The sequence below is a fragment of the Chryseobacterium sp. WLY505 genome (genome assembly GCF_030846215.1).
Classification (GTDB): Bacteria; Bacteroidota; Bacteroidia; order Flavobacteriales; family Weeksellaceae; genus Chryseobacterium.
In genome coordinates this window covers 517,081-533,337 of sequence record NZ_JAVCWI010000002.1, presented here as the reverse complement: position 1 = coordinate 533,337, position 16,257 = coordinate 517,081, and the positions used below count along the sequence as shown (strand labels likewise).

At 38.2% G+C, this 16,257-nt stretch carries 14 protein-coding genes; 12 read left to right on the top strand and 2 right to left on the bottom strand.

Annotated elements, in window-relative coordinates; genetic code table 11:
- The first annotated feature begins 22 nt into the window (after nucleotides 1-22).
- Nucleotides 23-793, top strand: a complete 771-nt coding sequence (locus tag RAH34_RS07835; protein WP_306595747.1) for an MBL fold metallo-hydrolase — start codon at nucleotides 23-25, stop codon at nucleotides 791-793.
- A 56-nt stretch (nucleotides 794-849) separates the two neighbouring features.
- Nucleotides 850-1,557, top strand: coding sequence for a DUF421 domain-containing protein (locus tag RAH34_RS07830; protein WP_114820176.1), 708 nt, complete (start codon nucleotides 850-852; stop codon nucleotides 1,555-1,557).
- A gap of 12 nt (nucleotides 1,558-1,569) precedes the next feature.
- Here the strand turns inward: RAH34_RS07830 and RAH34_RS07825 are convergent, their stop codons facing one another.
- Nucleotides 1,570-2,775 (bottom strand): MFS transporter, encoded by a 1,206-nt coding sequence (locus tag RAH34_RS07825; RefSeq protein ID WP_306595746.1) that lies wholly within the window; start codon nucleotides 2,773-2,775, stop codon nucleotides 1,570-1,572.
- Between the two features lie 70 nt (nucleotides 2,776-2,845).
- Between RAH34_RS07825 and RAH34_RS07820 the strand changes: the two genes are divergently transcribed.
- Together RAH34_RS07820 and RAH34_RS07815 are read left to right on the top strand one after the other, a co-directional pair.
- Complete coding sequence (locus RAH34_RS07820) at nucleotides 2,846-3,628, top strand: AraC family transcriptional regulator (RefSeq protein ID WP_306595745.1); 783 nt, start codon at nucleotides 2,846-2,848, stop codon at nucleotides 3,626-3,628.
- Between the two features lie 580 nt (nucleotides 3,629-4,208).
- Nucleotides 4,209-4,817: a hypothetical protein gene (locus RAH34_RS07815; RefSeq protein WP_114820178.1), complete on the top strand. Its 609-nt coding sequence runs from the start codon at nucleotides 4,209-4,211 to the stop codon at nucleotides 4,815-4,817.
- Between the two features lie 246 nt (nucleotides 4,818-5,063).
- Here RAH34_RS07815 and RAH34_RS07810 read toward each other — a convergent pair whose 3' ends face one another.
- Nucleotides 5,064-5,258, bottom strand: a complete 195-nt coding sequence (locus tag RAH34_RS07810; protein ID WP_306595744.1) for a hypothetical protein — start codon at nucleotides 5,256-5,258, stop codon at nucleotides 5,064-5,066.
- Between the two features lie 321 nt (nucleotides 5,259-5,579).
- On the opposite strand from RAH34_RS07810, the gene RAH34_RS07805 reads away from it, so the two are divergent.
- The 8 genes from RAH34_RS07805 (at nucleotide 5,580) to RAH34_RS07770 (ending at nucleotide 16,250) form a co-directional block, all read left to right on the top strand.
- Nucleotides 5,580-6,644, top strand: a complete 1,065-nt coding sequence (locus RAH34_RS07805; protein ID WP_306595743.1) for a hypothetical protein — start codon at nucleotides 5,580-5,582, stop codon at nucleotides 6,642-6,644.
- A gap of 113 nt (nucleotides 6,645-6,757) precedes the next feature.
- Complete coding sequence (locus tag RAH34_RS07800) at nucleotides 6,758-6,889, top strand: hypothetical protein (RefSeq protein ID WP_306595742.1); 132 nt, start codon at nucleotides 6,758-6,760, stop codon at nucleotides 6,887-6,889.
- A 76-nt stretch (nucleotides 6,890-6,965) separates the two neighbouring features.
- Nucleotides 6,966-8,582 carry a Na+/H+ antiporter gene (locus RAH34_RS07795; RefSeq protein ID WP_306595741.1) on the top strand — a complete coding sequence of 539 codons (1,617 nt, stop codon included), beginning with the start codon at nucleotides 6,966-6,968 and terminating at the stop codon, nucleotides 8,580-8,582.
- Nucleotides 8,583-8,665: 83 nt separating this feature from the next.
- Nucleotides 8,666-9,841, top strand: coding sequence for an MFS transporter (locus RAH34_RS07790; protein ID WP_306595740.1), 1,176 nt, complete (start codon nucleotides 8,666-8,668; stop codon nucleotides 9,839-9,841).
- A gap of 2 nt (nucleotides 9,842-9,843) precedes the next feature.
- A complete protein-coding gene (locus RAH34_RS07785; RefSeq protein WP_306595739.1) occupies nucleotides 9,844-10,593 on the top strand; it encodes a siderophore-interacting protein in 750 nt (249 codons plus the stop codon).
- Nucleotides 10,594-10,646: 53 nt separating this feature from the next.
- Nucleotides 10,647-11,216: a Crp/Fnr family transcriptional regulator gene (locus tag RAH34_RS07780; RefSeq protein ID WP_114820183.1), complete on the top strand. Its 570-nt coding sequence runs from the start codon at nucleotides 10,647-10,649 to the stop codon at nucleotides 11,214-11,216.
- Nucleotides 11,217-11,348: 132 nt separating this feature from the next.
- A complete protein-coding gene (locus tag RAH34_RS07775; protein ID WP_162800883.1) occupies nucleotides 11,349-11,711 on the top strand; it encodes a hypothetical protein in 363 nt (120 codons plus the stop codon).
- 201 nt (nucleotides 11,712-11,912) lie between these two features.
- A complete protein-coding gene (locus RAH34_RS07770) occupies nucleotides 11,913-16,250 on the top strand; it encodes a CusA/CzcA family heavy metal efflux RND transporter (RefSeq protein ID WP_306595738.1) in 4,338 nt (1,445 codons plus the stop codon).
- Nucleotides 16,251-16,257 lie beyond the last annotated feature (7 nt).

Sequence of the window (16,257 nt, the reverse complement as noted above, 5' to 3'; positions counted from 1 at the left end):
TTGTTAAATAAAAATACCCAAAATGAAATTACAATTATGGCGCAATGCAACATTAGTACTGAATATTGATGGAATTTCTATCCTGATAGATCCGATGCTCGGTGACAAAGGTTTCAGGGGAAAAATGCCCATGACAGACAGCGAATTACTCAATCCTCTCGTAGACCTGCCTTTTGACAAAGAAGAATTAAATAAAAAGTTAGAAAGAGTAGACGCCGTTGCCGTAACCCACCTTCATCCTGATCATTGGGATGATGCTGCCATTGAACTCCTTGACAAGAATATTCCGCTCATCTGTTCCGATGTTATTTCAGGACAGATTGCAGAACAAGGCTTCACCAATATCATTGTTCTGAAGGATCATCTTCAATGGAATACTATTGAGATATCCAAAACCAAAGGCCGGCACGGAACCGGGGAAATCGGAGAGAAAATGGGAATCGTGAATGGTTTTGTCTTTAAAAAAGACAATAAATCCGTATACATCGCAGGAGACACGATCTGGTATGATGAAATTGTTGCAGAAATTGAAAAACATCAGCCACAACACATCATTGTAGCGGGTGGAGCGGCAACTTTTTCCGTAGGAGATCCTATAATTATGACCAGTGAAGATATCATAAAAGTATGTGAATCTGCTCCGGAAGCCACTGTTTGGGTAACGCATCTGGAAGCCCTGAGCCACTGTAGGGAAGACAGAAAATTTATTCAGAAAAAGATCCTTGAAAACGGATTAGCGGAAAGATGTTTTATACTTGATGACGGTGAAGAGGTAAGCCTGAAATATCTATGAAATAAATAGCAGGAGTTCTGGCTTATTTTTTGAATATTCCCTGATAAATAATGTGTATGCTGTCAGTTTTTCTCTTACATCTTGATTGGAAAGAATTATTATTGGGGCATGAAGAATGGTCTTTTCTTTTAGAGATCATTCTTCGTACCATGATTATGTTTCTGGCTATAATCATCGGGCTTAGAATTTTGGGAAAAAGAGGAGTAAAACAGCTCTCAATCTTTGAGCTGGTCGTCATTATTGGCCTGGGATCGGCAGCAGGAGATCCTATGTTTAATAAGGATGTCGGAATCATTTCATCCCTTATTGTTTTTATTGTTATTATTCTCCTTTATTCTATTGTGACGTATTTTATCGGCAAAAGTAAAAAATTTGAAAATCTGGTGGAAGGAAAGTCCATCTGTCTGATAGAAAGTGGTGAATTCTCCATCAAAAACTTTCAAAAAGAAAATCTTGGGAGTGACGAATTCTTTGCAGAGTTGAGGCTCAAAGGGGTTTCTCAGCTTGGGCAGGTTGAAATGGCTATAGAAGAAATATCAGGAGAAATCAGTGTATTCTTTTTCGAAGATGAATCTGTCAGATACGGGCTTCCTATTATGCCAGGCTCATTAAATTATCCGCTGCAACACCTTCACGAGGAGGGACATTACTCTTGTATATTCTGTGGGTATACTGAACATAAAAAAGCAGGTAATGCCGGACGCTGCCCCAAATGCCAAAAAGAAGAATGGGTAGCATCCAGCAATAAAAGACGTGTGACCTGACCTTTGACCATCCTAATCCTCAACAAACTTATTTCTTGCCGCTTTCATTCCAAAATACAGCATCAGCAATACAGCACAGCTTAATAAATAGAATGAACTGTTCCAGGAAATATCCCAGTCATGTAGTTTTCCAAACAGCGGTGGCCCGAACGCAGCAATCAGATATCCCACAGACTGAGCCATTCCTGATATTTTAACCGCATTGATACTGTTTTTCGTTCTTGTGGAAAAGAAAAGAATTGACAAGCTGAAAGACAATCCATTAGAGATACCAATAATTACTGCATTCACATAAATCCACTGTGATTTCAGGAAGACAAACATCATGGTACTTCCAAACATCAAAGTACATATGAAAAGGATCATAAGTCTCTGGTCTTTCATTTTACTGGCAATAATCGGACAACAGAATGTCACAGGAATCATGGTAATCTGAATCACAAAGAACACCCAGCCGGAGCTTTCTCCCTGCATATGAAAGTCAGCAAGAAAGGAGGGAAGCCATGCTACCAGGCAATAATAAAATAAAGACTGCAGTCCCATAAAAATACTGATATTCCATGCCTGTGCAGATTTGAACATATTAAAATCTGATGTACTGAGTGCTGTTTTAGGTGGAGCCGGATTTCTTTTGTTAAATATGAATTCCAATGATAAAACAAGGAAACCCAATGCAGCAATCACCAGCCATATTCCCAGAGATCCTTTCCATCCAAAACCTGTCAGTTCTCCAATTTTTACACTGAACCCGGAAGCTAAAGCTGCCGTAAGATTCATTGATACAGCAAAAATTCCTGTCATAAGACCTATCTGCTTCGGAAAATTATTCTTAACATATCCCGGAGTAACCACATTTCCGATGCATATTCCTAAACCAATAAATAGAGAGCCTAAAAACAAAAGCCACAGGGAACCACTGATCCTTAAAAATAGCCCGAAGCTTAAAATAATCAGAGAATATATCAGAAGTTTGCTGATTCCGAACTTATTGGAAAATCTGCTTACCAATACAGAACAGGCGGCAAACATAAACAGCGGAATAGAAGTAAGTAAACTCACCTGAAAATTATCCAGTTTCAAAGCATCCCGTACTTCTCCGAGAACGGGAGCAACCGCCACAATCGGTGAGCGGAGATTGCTGGAAATGAGGACAACTACCAGAACATTAATGATTAATAAAACATACGAAGCATTCTTTTTTACTTCATTCTTCATCATAATAAAACTTTTGTACAAAATTAACACAGTAATTTTGTTTAATTTTGCCAAAGTTTTAACCTGAAACGACATGAACACCAACGACAGTATCAAAATAGATGAACTTAAAAAGCCTTATTTTGTATGGTTTGAAGAAAACTGGGTGCACGATAATGTTCTGCATCACCATCAGAAGGGACAGCTCGTGTACGTGGAAAGTGGTTTCCAGTATATTACGATTGAAGAAAAAATCTATCTCCTTCCTCAGAATCATGCGGTATGGATTCCTCCCAATGCCGTCCATAAAACCGATTCTCATTCTGAAAAGATCAAGCTGATGATTATGTTTGCGGAGATCAGTACACAAGAACCTTTTTATCACGAAGTGAATGTATTTTCTGTTCCTCCTGTACTGAAGGAAATGATAAAATATGCAGAAAAATGGTCTAAACTGATGACTCCGGATCATCATGAGAGCCTGTTTCTGAAAGCATTGTTCAACGAACTTCCACGATTTGTAGAACATTCTCTGACTCTTCATATCAGTCTTCCTAAAGATAAACGCCTTGCTAAGGTCATAGAACATCTCCACAGTCATTACCGGCAGGAGATTACAATGGAAGATCTCAGTGATGAAGCCCTGCTATCTTTCCGTACTCTGGAACGTATTTTCAAAAAAGAAACAGGTCTCACCCTAAGCAAATATCAGCAAATGCTTCGGATCATCAAAAGTCTTGAATATTTAAGCTCCGGGAATCTTACGGTTTCAGAAACAGCTTATGAAGTAGGGTACAAGAGTGTTCAGGCTTATACCAGAAGTTTTTATTCTGTGATGAAATTCAGGCCGACTGATTTTATTAAAACCATTCAATAGGTTTTTAATTTGTATAAAAGCAGACTAAAATTATTAAAAAAGGAGAGTTATTAACATTATAAAACTTCATACATTCCTTTAAAGAAAAGCAATTAACCGAATTAAAAAAGAAAATATTTCACATTTTGGCCATTTTTCCACTTCAATAGTCAATATTCAATTATGATATTATTGAAAATAAAAAGGTCTCCACGGATGGAGACCTTAAAAAAACACAAATGATGAAAAAAAATTATTTCGATTCACAAATATAAACAAAAATCATGTTATGCAAAACACCATATGCTTATTTTTTTTTAAAATTATTGATTTTTCCTACGAATAATTATTTCATAAATCTTCCCTGTTTTCTTTAAGATTCCGAAATCAGCAATATAAAAACCTCTCCTGATAAATATAATTCGCCATCTGAAGAATTGTACGCATGTTTTTTAAGCAAAATAAAGAAATCTAAAAAAGTGAATTATTATCGAAATACCAAATTGTACAGTCAATAATTAAACAAACGTTTAACTATTTTGTGATTCTACTCATAAAATTCTGAAAGTTTTTTGTACTACTTTGGATCAAAACCTATCGTATGAGTCCAAAGATATTTAAAGGAGTTCCTGCACAAAAATTCGGTGGCTTCCATGATACGGAAAGCAGAAAAGTATTTGATCAGGACCTGATTCCGGAAAAGTTTAACCTGTTAAAAGAAAGGTTCTTTTCAGTTAATAATTGGGAAAATTATACCGGGAAAGCTTTCGCTGCATTTAAATTATATGATTTTGATGGTAGTCCTGTGGATCGCGAACCTCAAAAAGGAGATTTTATCCGCATTGATATTCCGGGTCCGGGAGATCCTGAGGCTAAAGGGTACGATTGGGTAGAAATAACAGATATTTGCTTCTATCAGGACAGTTTTTCTGAAAGTATATCGATCACCTGCAGGCCATCAGTAGATCCCCAAAATAAGAAAAACCGTCACATTGCTCATTTTTACAGTTCTGCAGCCAGCTCAACCTTTATGATATCCAGAAATATTGCTTATTTAAAAGCAGCGGTATACGGACGAAATGAAAGACCCAACTGGAACGCGAAGTTTCCGGATGTCATCAGAAATCTTGCTACTGCTATAGGCGGAATGATGGGGATTGCAAAAATACAGTGGAAGCAGCTTACTGATAGTTTTCTGGATTTTGATTGAATCCATGTGCCGTTTTTGATCCCGATCATCGTTCTGTCTGCTCCGGCATTTTAATTTCGCAGGACATTATCATGCTGTGACAGAACGTGAAAAGATTATATAGGTATCCATCATTTTAATGATTATTATTTCCGTAAAAGACAAAATAAAGCTGGCTCTTCCAATATTACTACTGGTCGTTGCAGGGCTTATATCAATTCTTATCGGGATCGTTCCCTCTATTGATAAGAGCCCGGAAATGATTTTTTATGTTGTCCTTCCTCCCATATTATTTGATGCAGCCTGAAATACCTCTATTCCGGATTTCAAAAAAAGAGTTTGCATCAATTTCCCTGCTGGCAGTAGGATTCGTTTTCCTGACACTACAATTATTGCAGCACCATCAGTTATATATTTACATTCTGTAGTTAAATGTTTACGAATTTCATTATTTGTTCTCATGGCTGTTTTTATAGATTTGTAACGTTTTCAGTACATCATCTGACAAAAGTAACTATTTTAAAAGTGCTTTGATTTTTCCTTTTTTAAGAAGGGATGAAAACATCTGGAGCATGATTCCGGTCCCTGTTGCTGGGGAAGCATTGATAAAATTTTAGCGTTGTCAGCTGTTCCTGCTTTTGCAAAGGCAATAAGCAGAGTGGGTCAGGAGAGAAGATGTGTTTGGGTAAAAAAAATGACTTAACACTGCAAGAATAAAGGCCATTCTACCATTGTATTCAGGGCCTCTGCAAAAGATTACAGAATTTTTAAAAAAAATAAATAATGAGATTACAAGAATTTATTGATTTTGATTACACTCAATTTGATGGGCATGTTCATAGTGCTATTCGCAATTATATAGATAGCACTATGAATTGGGAAATCTATGGTCAGCTTACTAATGAATCAGAGGAAATAGGAATGCTTGGTAAGCAGGCCATTGAGAAAGCATTTGAACAATACAAAGAAAGTCACCCTGCATCTAAAAACACATTTGAATTTTTTGCGGGTAAAGAGCTTGATGAATTGGTGGGAGACTTTAAAGCAAAGGGAGTTGATTTTTATGTACTGACAGCATCTGCCTATCCAAAAGTTATAAAATATTTATATCAACAAAATGGATTTAAAAATCTGGAGAATATTCCAATATTAACAGTTAGTGCTACTAAGAAGGAGCAGATGGCTATCGATAAGAACAAATTGATAGGTAAAATGGAAGATGAGATCCGAAAAGAGAATGATCAGGTATTCAGCGTTTTCTTAGATGATACAGCTGAAAATATAAATGTTTTTAAAGAAGACAAAACAAGAACTGAAGATTGTTTTTTGGGAGAACTTATTGGTGAAAATGGGATGAACAAAGATTTTATCAACAAACATCGAGAATTTTTAGATTCTACAATACAAAAGTATAATATAAAGCCTAAAGATACCAGTGTTCAAGAATCAAAATCAAATTTTATACCTACTGCTGATATACCTGCTACATCTGGCGCAAGCGAGCAATTAAAACCAGAAGATAGTAAGCCTGTTTTTGTTCTGAACTCAAGTAAGTTGCTGGCTAAGAGAAAAATGCGAAATAACCAGGCTTTGACAGACAAACAAACAACAAATGATCAGCCTGATTTTGCAAACCAGAAAGAAAAAGCAATAGGAGGTGAAAATCATCAGGCCAATAATAGTGAAGCTAATAATTTAAAAACTGGTAAACCTAATCTGGAAAAGTTTATGAACACCAGTAATGCACTCAACCCACAAATAAAAATATCACCAATAGCTTCAAAAGCGAATAGCATGCAAAAAGGTGAATCACAAAATACAATTGATAGTAAAGCGGTTCGCAGATAATTGACAACAACTAAAAGACCGCCTAAAGCTAATTGGTAAATTCCTTAATATTCAGCATTATCCTTGCTTTCCTAAGTAAGGATAATATTTAAAAGCAGCCGTATATAGACGAAATGGAAAAACCCAACTGGAACGTGAAGTTTCCGGATGTCATCCGAAATATTGCTACTGCTATAAACGGAATGATGGGGGTTGCAAAAATACAATGGAAGCAGCTTACTGATAGTTTTCTGGATTTTGATTGAATCCATGTGCCGTTTTTGATCTAGATCATAGTTCTGCCTGCTCCGGCATTTTAATTTCGCAGGATATTATCACGCTATGGCAGAACTTGAAAAGATCATATGGGTATCCATCATTTTAATGATTATCATTTCCGTAAAAGACAGAATAAAGCTGGCTCTTCCTATAGTACTGGTCGTTGCAGGGCTTATAGTAAGTCTTACCGGAATCGTTCCCTCTATTGATATGAGCCCGGAAATGATTTTTTATGTTGTCCTTCCTCCCATATTATTTGATGCAGCCTGGAATACTTCGATTCCGGATTTCAAAAAAGAATTTCCAACAATTTCCCTGCTGGCAGTAGGACTGGTTTTCCTGACCACCACCATTATTGCCGTGATTGTTCACAGCATCATTCCCGGATTTACGTGGCCTTTGTCTTTTGTATTGGGTGCTATCATTTCACCACCTGATGCCGTTGCAGCAACAAGTATTACAAAGAATCTTCCGTTACCACAAAAATTAACCACTATTCTTGAAGGAGAAAGTCTTCTGAATGACGCATCTGCTTTGATAGCCTATAAATGTGCTGTAATTGCTATTACAAGCGGTATATTTTCTTTCTGGAATGCGGGAATACAATTTATGGGGATCAGTATTGGAGGGATATTCATTGGATTTCTGATAGGTTTTATATTTTTAAAATTGCATAAGTATTTTAATACCCACTCCAGTGCAGAAACTTTTGCTGTGATCCTGCTTCCTTTTGCAGCGTATAGCTTTGCCGAACATTTAGGATGTTCGGGAGTATTGGCAGTTGTGGTATTGGGAATGTTTCTATCGTGGAATTCATTTTCCTTATTCAGCTCAGCCAGTAGAATACAGATGAGCCATTTCTGGGATGTTATTATTTTTATTCTGAACGGATTGATTTTTTTGATTCTGGGAATGCAGCTGCCTGCGATTATTTCACATATACCCTCCACTGAATTACCATTATTGATTCTATATGGCTTTCTCCTATTTATTATACTCGTCATGATAAGGTTGGCTGTACTTGCTTTATTTCCTGTTTTTTCCAACCAGCCATCCCTTAAAAAGGGAAATCGTTTTCTGACCCAGTCTAAAAAAGAATATATTATCCTCTCATGGTCGGGAATGCGTGGAGTAGTTTCTCTGGCCGCTGCTTTGGCACTCCCTTTCCGGGATAATTCAGGGTTTGCTATAGAACAGAGAAATACCATATTATTGATCTCATTTGTAGTGATCATTTTTACATTGGTAATTCAGGGGCTTACGCTTCCAAGATTAATCAAACTGATAAAACCTTCCACACCGGACAAGGAAGAAGAAAAAGATCTGAATAGGCTTCTGCTAAAAAAATCGAATTCTTTCCTAAAAGATTTTAAACCGGCAAACATTACTACTGAAAACGCCCTGAAAATTATGACTGAAAAGCTGAAAAAAGAACAGGAACAGCTTCTTCAAACAAACGGAAACTGCTTAGATTCAGACTCTGTTGAATGGAAAAAAGCATATTTCCAACTGGAGCTTGAACTTGCAGATTTTCAAAGAAAAGAACTGATCAGGAATTACTATAGAGGAGCATTCTCTCTTGAATCTATTCGTAAAAAAGAATGGGAACTGGATTTCTGGACAGCTACAGTATATCAGGAACTCAATACTTTACAACATAATCCTGCATCAAAAGAGTAACGGTTCATCCTTTTTTGATCTAAGTCAAAGCTTGGTATCCGTCACACAAAGACCTTTGTACCCGAATATTTTAAACAAAATTTATGAGTACAACATTAGAAAAGGGACAGACTATTAATTTCTATCAGGCAACAGCTCCTATTATCGTTTCGGTATTTGCGGTTTACCTTACCATAGGAATTGCGTTAGGAGTACTTCCCAGGTTTGTTCAGAGCACGTTGGGCTTTGACAGTATTATTATAGGACTTGTGATTGGTCTGCAATCATTGTCAACACTTTTAACCCGTGCTTATTCCGGAAAAATCACAGATACCAGCGGTGCTAAGAAAAGTAAAATGTCCGGCGTAATACTGGCTGTTATTGCAGGAATTGCTTACGTCCTGGCGGTATTATTTCAGGCTCAACCGATTCTGGCACTTGCTTTTCTTTTATTGGCAAGAATTATTCATGGGGTTGGCGAAAGTTTTCTGGTTACCGGAGCATTAACGTGGGGAATCGGTCTCGCAGGACCTTCCAGCTCAGGGAAAGTCATGACCTGGAATGGTATTGCCATGTATGCGGGAATTGCCATCGGAGCTCCCATCAGTATCTGGTTAAGTAAAGAGTACAGTATTCTGCCTGCTTTTCTTTTTATTACCTTACTTCCGCTGGTAAGCTGGCTTTCTACAGCAAAACTTCCTTCTATTCCTGTGGATAAAGATCATATAAGAACACCTTTCTACAAAGTAATTGGTGCCATATCGGGCCAGGGCCTGAGCCTTGCTTTTTCATCAATGGCTTTTGGATGTATTGCCTCTTTTATTGCCTTATTTTTCTCTCAAAAAAATTGGGGTGATGCTTCACTGGCTTTTATGATCTTCGGGGCTTGTTATGTGCTGACCAGAATTTTCTTTGCTTCTTTTCCGGATAAATACGGAGGCTTTACAATAGCCTTGATCTCTCTGATTATCGAAGTGGCCGGACAAATGCTGATCTGGACCTCTGCATCCAAAACATTGGCCATTATCGGATGTGGATTAACGGGGGTAGGATTTTCATTGGTTTTTCCGGCTTTGGGCGTTCTTGCCATTCAAAAAGTAAAGCCGCAGATGAGAGGAACAGCGCTAGGAGCTTATGTCGCATTTGTTGACCTTTCATTAGGGCTCGCAGGTCCTATTGCCGGGCTCATTGCCGGTTGGTTCGATTATCAGGCGGTATACCTGTTCGGAGGAATCAGCTGTGTGATTGCAATGATTATTTTACTATTTAACAAAAAATAAAAATGGAACATTCCCTAATATCTCAAATAAAAGAAACGAAAAAAATACGTTCTGTATTTACCGTTAAAAAGAAACTCTTTATTACACCGCATTTAATCCGTGTCATATTTGATATTGATGAAAACCAGGCTGAACTATTGGCTAATGTTAAGTCCGGTTCTAATAATAAAATCTTTATCCCCACCGGAGAAGAAAACCTCGCTCTGATCAGAACATATACCAACAGAAAAATTGATCTGGAAGAAAATGAACTGAGCATTGATTTTATAGCTCATGGAGACAACGGACCAGCTTCTGCATGGGCATTGAAGACCAAACCAGGAGATACGTTGGAAATAGGAATGAAAGAAAGTACAAAGCCTTTAATTCCTGAAGCTGATTTTTATCTGATGGCAGGAGACGCAACGGCACTACCTGTGATTTGTGCCATCGCAGAACAATTTCCATCTTATGTAAGAGCAAAAATACTATTGGAAGTAGCAGATAAAGACGACGAATTGATCCTGTGTTCTGCGGCAGATTTATCTGTAGAATGGCTGCACAATCCTCATCCTGAACAGGGAAGCAAGCTTGCAGAAGCGGTGAAATCTATTCAGTTTCCGCCCGGAGTGTTGAAAGAATATGTTTACATCGCTGCAGAATATTCCACTGTACGTGAGCTTCGTACGTACTTTAAAACAACGCTGGAATGGGATCCACATGGGATGTACATTTGCTCATACTGGAAAGCCGGACAGGCAGAAAACCCGTAGATATTGGAAATGAAAGGATGTAAGCAAAGCCATTTATCACTATTTTTGCTTACATGCAGGAACTTTTAACGTCATATATCAACAATAGAATATCGGTAACGGATACAGAAATGGAAACAATTCTGTCCTATTTCAGACCTATCCAATTAAAAAAGAATGAAATGCTCCTTTCCAACGGGCAAAACAGCCAGAGAACATTTTTTGTTGTAAATGGCTGTCTCCGTATATTTTTCATCAATGAAGAAGGACAGGATTCTACCCGATATTTTGCTTTTGAAAATCAGTTTGCAACGGCACTTACCAGTTTTATTACTTCTGAACCCTCTGAGGAATTCATAGAAGCTGTAGAGGATTCAGAAGTATATTATATTACCCATAAAGATTTTTATCATCTTTTGGATATTATCCCGCAGTGGGAAAAATTTTACAGAATATATCTGGAAACTGCATATGTAAATAATACCAAAAGACTGATGTCATTCCTTGTCCAGGATGCACTTGAAAAATACCGCCAGCTTCTGGATGAAAATCCTGTGGTGGTAAGAAGGCTTTCCAATAAACTGGTAGCTTCCTATCTTAATATTTCACAGGAGACACTGAGCAGACTGAAGTCAAGGCTTTGATTTTTGTTTGGTAATCCTAACATTTTCAGGAAAGGGTATTATTTATTTAAACTACTTTTAAACAAGCTAAAATTCTCAAAAAATTAATACTAAAGCCCACTCAGGAAAAATTTAAGCCTTATATTTGTACTCATGTTAAAATGGATCTCCATATTATGTTCAATGATGTATGTGCTGGCTACCACCAATGCGGGGGAAGTATTGAAAGTGCCTATGTTTGTGGAACATTTCATGGAATACCATGGAAGCTTTTCAGAATTTGTAATGGAGCATTATGATAACCACAAACAGGATTCAGACTGGGATACCGATCAGAAACTGCCGTTTATCAATCCACCTATCGTACTTACCGTACACGCCCAGCTTCCGGAACTTTCCTTTGAAATAAAAAAACCTAAGGAAATTACTGTTTCAAAGAAAAGCAGTATCTACAAGGAAAAAGATTTTTCCAACCAATACCTTTCTCAGATTTTCCAGCCTCCACGGCTTTCTTAATTGACTTCACATTGAAAATTAATGCTTTATGTTCTTACCTAAAGCAGTGAATTCTTGTTACATATCAATTAATCCGTAATGCATTGTATTGATGCTTAACCCTTAACCAGAGAAGTTACAAATGTTTGTTTTGATTCTTTATGTTTTGGGAGAATTTCAGCTCTTATAAAGCATTCCGGATTATCAATTAATAGTTTTTCCATGTTAAATAAAATTATTGAGTTTTCTGTAAAGAATAAACTCATCATTGCTCTGTTTACAGTGGCTCTCATCCTTTTTGGAGTCTATGAAACCACTAAACTTCCCATTGATGCCCAGCCGGACATCACCAATAATCAGGTTCAGATCATTACCACTGCTCCTTCTTATGGTGCAGCAGATATAGAACGCCTTGTTACATTTCCTATCGAACAGGCTACCAGCAATATCAGCGGAATAACGGAGCTGAGAAGTTTCTCCCGTTTCGGACTTTCATTAGTGACGGTAGTTTTTGACGATAAGACCGATGTGTATTGGGCTCGTCAACAGGTTCAGGAACGGTTGCAGCTTGTTCAGGACAATATACCAGCCGGAATCGGCAAGCCGGAATTAGGGCCTATTTCAACAGGATTGGGAGAGATTTTCCAATATGTGGTAAGAGCCAAAAAAGGATACGAAAATGTATATGATGAAACAGAACTGAGGACTATTCAGGACTGGGTGGTCAGAAGGCAGCTTCTCGGAACCAAAGGTGTGGCGGATGTCAGCAGTTTCGGAGGGAAGCTGAAACAGTATGAAATTGCCATTAATCCTAATAAATTACAGGCGTTCAACATCAATATCAATGATGTTTTTGCCGCGCTGGAAAAGAATAACCAGAATACCGGAGGTGCATATATTGAAAAGAAAGAAACCGTTCTGTTTATCCGCAGCGAAGGACTTCTGGGAAGTACGGAAGATATCGGAAGCATTCAGGTAGCGGAAACGAAAGAAGGTATTCCGGTACATATCAAAGATGTAGCGTCTGTGAAGATCGGTTATGCGACAAGGTATGGCGCGATGACTTATAATGACACCGGAGAGGTTTCCGGAGCAATTGTTCTGATGCTGAAAGGAGAAAATGCCAATGTAGTGATTGGAAATATCAAACAAAGACTGGAAAAAATCCAGGAATCATTACCGGAAGGAGTAGTAATTGAGCCTTTCCTTGATCGTGCTAAAATGGTAAATAACACCATCAGTACCGTAAAAACAAACCTGATGGAAGGAGCTTTGATCGTTGTTTTCATTCTGGTTTTATTCTTAGGAAATTTCAGAGCAGGATTACTGGTGGCTTCCGTTATTCCTTTGGCCATGCTTTTCGCCATCATCATGATGAATATTTTCGGGGTTGGAGGAAATCTGATGAGCCTTGGAGCGCTGGATTTCGGTCTTATTGTAGATGGTGCTGTTATTATTGTGGAAGCCGTGTTGCATCAGCTTGCTCATAAAAAGCATTTTGGAAAAGACAATATGCTCAGCAAGAGAGAAATGGATGATCAGGTTTCCAGCTCTGCGACCAAAATGGTTAACAGTGCGGTTTTCGGGCAGATCATTATCTTAATCGTATATCTTCCGATTTTTACCCTTCAGGGAATTGAAGGAAAGATGTTCAAGCCTATGGCTCAGACCGTTGCCTTTGCCCTGATCGGAGCATTTATTCTTTCCCTGACTTATATTCCAATGATGAGTTCGCTGGTATTAAGCAGAAAGAAAAAAGAAAAAGAGAACATCTCGGACCGCGTCATGGGTAAAGTGGAAACCGGACATCAGCGATTACTGATGAAAGCTCTTAAATTCAGAAAAACGATCATCATTGGCGTGTTGATCCTGTTTGCAGGTGCTGTTTTTACCCTTTCCAGAATGGGTGGAGAGTTTATTCCATCTCTGGAGGAAGGCGACTTTGCTGTTGAAATGAGAATTCTTCAGGGAAGTAATATCAATGAAACCAAAAAAGCCACCACACAGGCAGCGCATATTCTTTTAACACAGTTTCCTGAAGTAGAAAAAGTAGTCATGAAAATTGGGAGTGCAGAAATTCCTACAGAACCTATGCCTATGGATTCCGGAGATATGATCGTCGTTTTAAAACCTAAAAAGAAATGGACTTCCGCAACAACATTTCCTGAACTTTCTGACAAAATGAGCAAAGCATTAAGCGTTATTCCCGGCCTCACCACCAGTTTCCAGTTTCCGGTACAGATGCGTTTCAATGAGCTTATGACGGGTGCAAGACAAGATGTAGTATGCAAGATTTACGGTGAAGATCTGGACAGTCTTGCCACGTACGCTAAAAAGATTGGAAGCATTATTAACACTGTAAAAGGAGCACAGGATTTATACATCGAGCCGGTAGTAGGCGCTCCACAGGTTGTAATTGATTATAACCGTTCGGAACTTTCCCGATACAATATTTCAGTGGCGGACATCAACAGGGTAATTAATATGGCTTTTGCCGGACAAACTGCAGGAGCACTGTATGAAGGTGAGAAAAAGTTTGATATCGTTGTCCGAATGGATAATGAGCATAAAAAAGATATTACCAGCATTCAGAATCTTTTGGTTCCTACTTCTTCGGGAGAACAGATTCCATTGTCACAATTGGCTAAAGTAGAGCTTAAAAACAGTCCGAACCAGATTCAGAGGGAAGATACTAAAAGAAGGATTATTGTAGGTTTTAATGTGAGAGGAAGAGATGTCCAGAGTATTGTGGAAGAACTTCAGCAAAAAGCAGATAAAAACCTGAAATTATCACCGGGCTACACAATTTCTTATGGAGGAGCTTTTGAAAATTTAAATGAAGCCAAAGCAAGACTGGGAATCGCAGTTCCTATTTCGTTAGTGATGATCTTCCTGTTATTATTTTTTGCTTTTGGTTCTGTAAAACACAGTCTACTGATCTATACCGCCATTCCTTTATCTGCGATAGGAGGTGTATATTTTCTGGCTCTGAGAGGAATGCCTTTCAGCATCAGCGCAGGGGTAGGATTCATTGCCTTATTTGGAGTTGCCGTACTTAATGGGATTGTTTTGATATCAGAATTTAACCGATTGAAAAAGAATGGAATAGCCAACACCAGCAGAATTGTACTCATAGGCACAAAAATCAGACTGCGTCCGGTCTTAATGACGGCTTTTGTGGCTTCTCTGGGGTTCCTTCCCATGGCAATCAGCAACGGTGCAGGAGCAGAAGTACAGAGACCTTTGGCAACGGTGGTGATCGGAGGGTTAATGCTTGCAACTCTTTTAACCTTGTTTGTCCTTCCCATTTTATACGTCCTGTTTGAACATATTAATAAAGATAAAATGAAATTCTCAAAAAAACTCAGCTATAAAAAATTGTCTGTTTTCCTGTTGTTAATATCCTTCGGAACTTATCAGGCTCAGGAAAATATTACCTATGATCAGGCTTTGGAAAAAGCATACCAGCAGAATGGTACTCTTAAAAATTCAAAATTAGTCTCAGATTACCAGGAAAAACTGAAAGCCACTTATCTGGATATTCCACAAACGGAAATTACCGGAGGATTTGGTCAGATTCAGGGCGAGGAAAAGGATAATTCATTTGGAATCTCTCAAAGGTTCAGTTTTCCAACGGTGTATTCAAAAAGAAAACAAATGCTGGATGCCGAATGGTCTGCCAGCGTCATCAATCAGAATCTTACCAAAACACAGCTTACCAAAGAAGTAACAGACGTTTTCTACAGGATACTGGTGCTTCAGGAGAAGAAAAAAGTGCTTGAATACATCAGCCAGCTTTACAATAATTTTGCAGACAAAGCCGGATTAAGATTAAAAAAAGGAGAAGCCAATATTCTGGAGGAATCCACCGCCGAAATTCAGAAAGAACAGATCAAAGTACAGTTGAATACCCTTGAAAATGATCTGAATATTGCAAAACTTCAGCTTCAATTATTACTACAATCTACAACATCTTATCAGCCGATTGCTGACCAGCCTACGATGAAAATGGGGCTTCAGATTTCAGAAGAAATGGTACAACAGCATCCCGAACTTCAATATCTGCAGCAACAGATCAAAGTGGGAGAGGCAGAAGTACAGCTTGAAAAAAGCAGACTGCTTCCGGATCTGCTTATAGGATATACCAATCAGAGTATGAAAAACATCAATAACAATCGTTTCAATTCAGTTCAGGTGGGCGTAGGAATTCCGCTGTTTACCAAAGGACAGAGAGCTATGGCAAAGGCAGCACAGGCTAAAATTGCCATCTCTGAAAATCAGTATCAGAGAAAAGAAATAGAGCTTAAAAACAGATTGAAACAACAATTGGCTAATTATATGAACCAACAGCAGATCATCGAAAATTATGAACAAAAACAGCTTCCGAAGTCTGAAATTATTCTAAAAACCGCTCAGAAACAGATGGAAGTAGGAGAAATAGATTATCTGGACTGGGTAATCCTGGTGAATCAGGCCGTAAAAACCAAAGCAGATTATATTGATCAGCTGGAAAAGCTTAATCAAACCGGAGCTGAACTTCAATTCTTAATTTCAAAATAATACTATC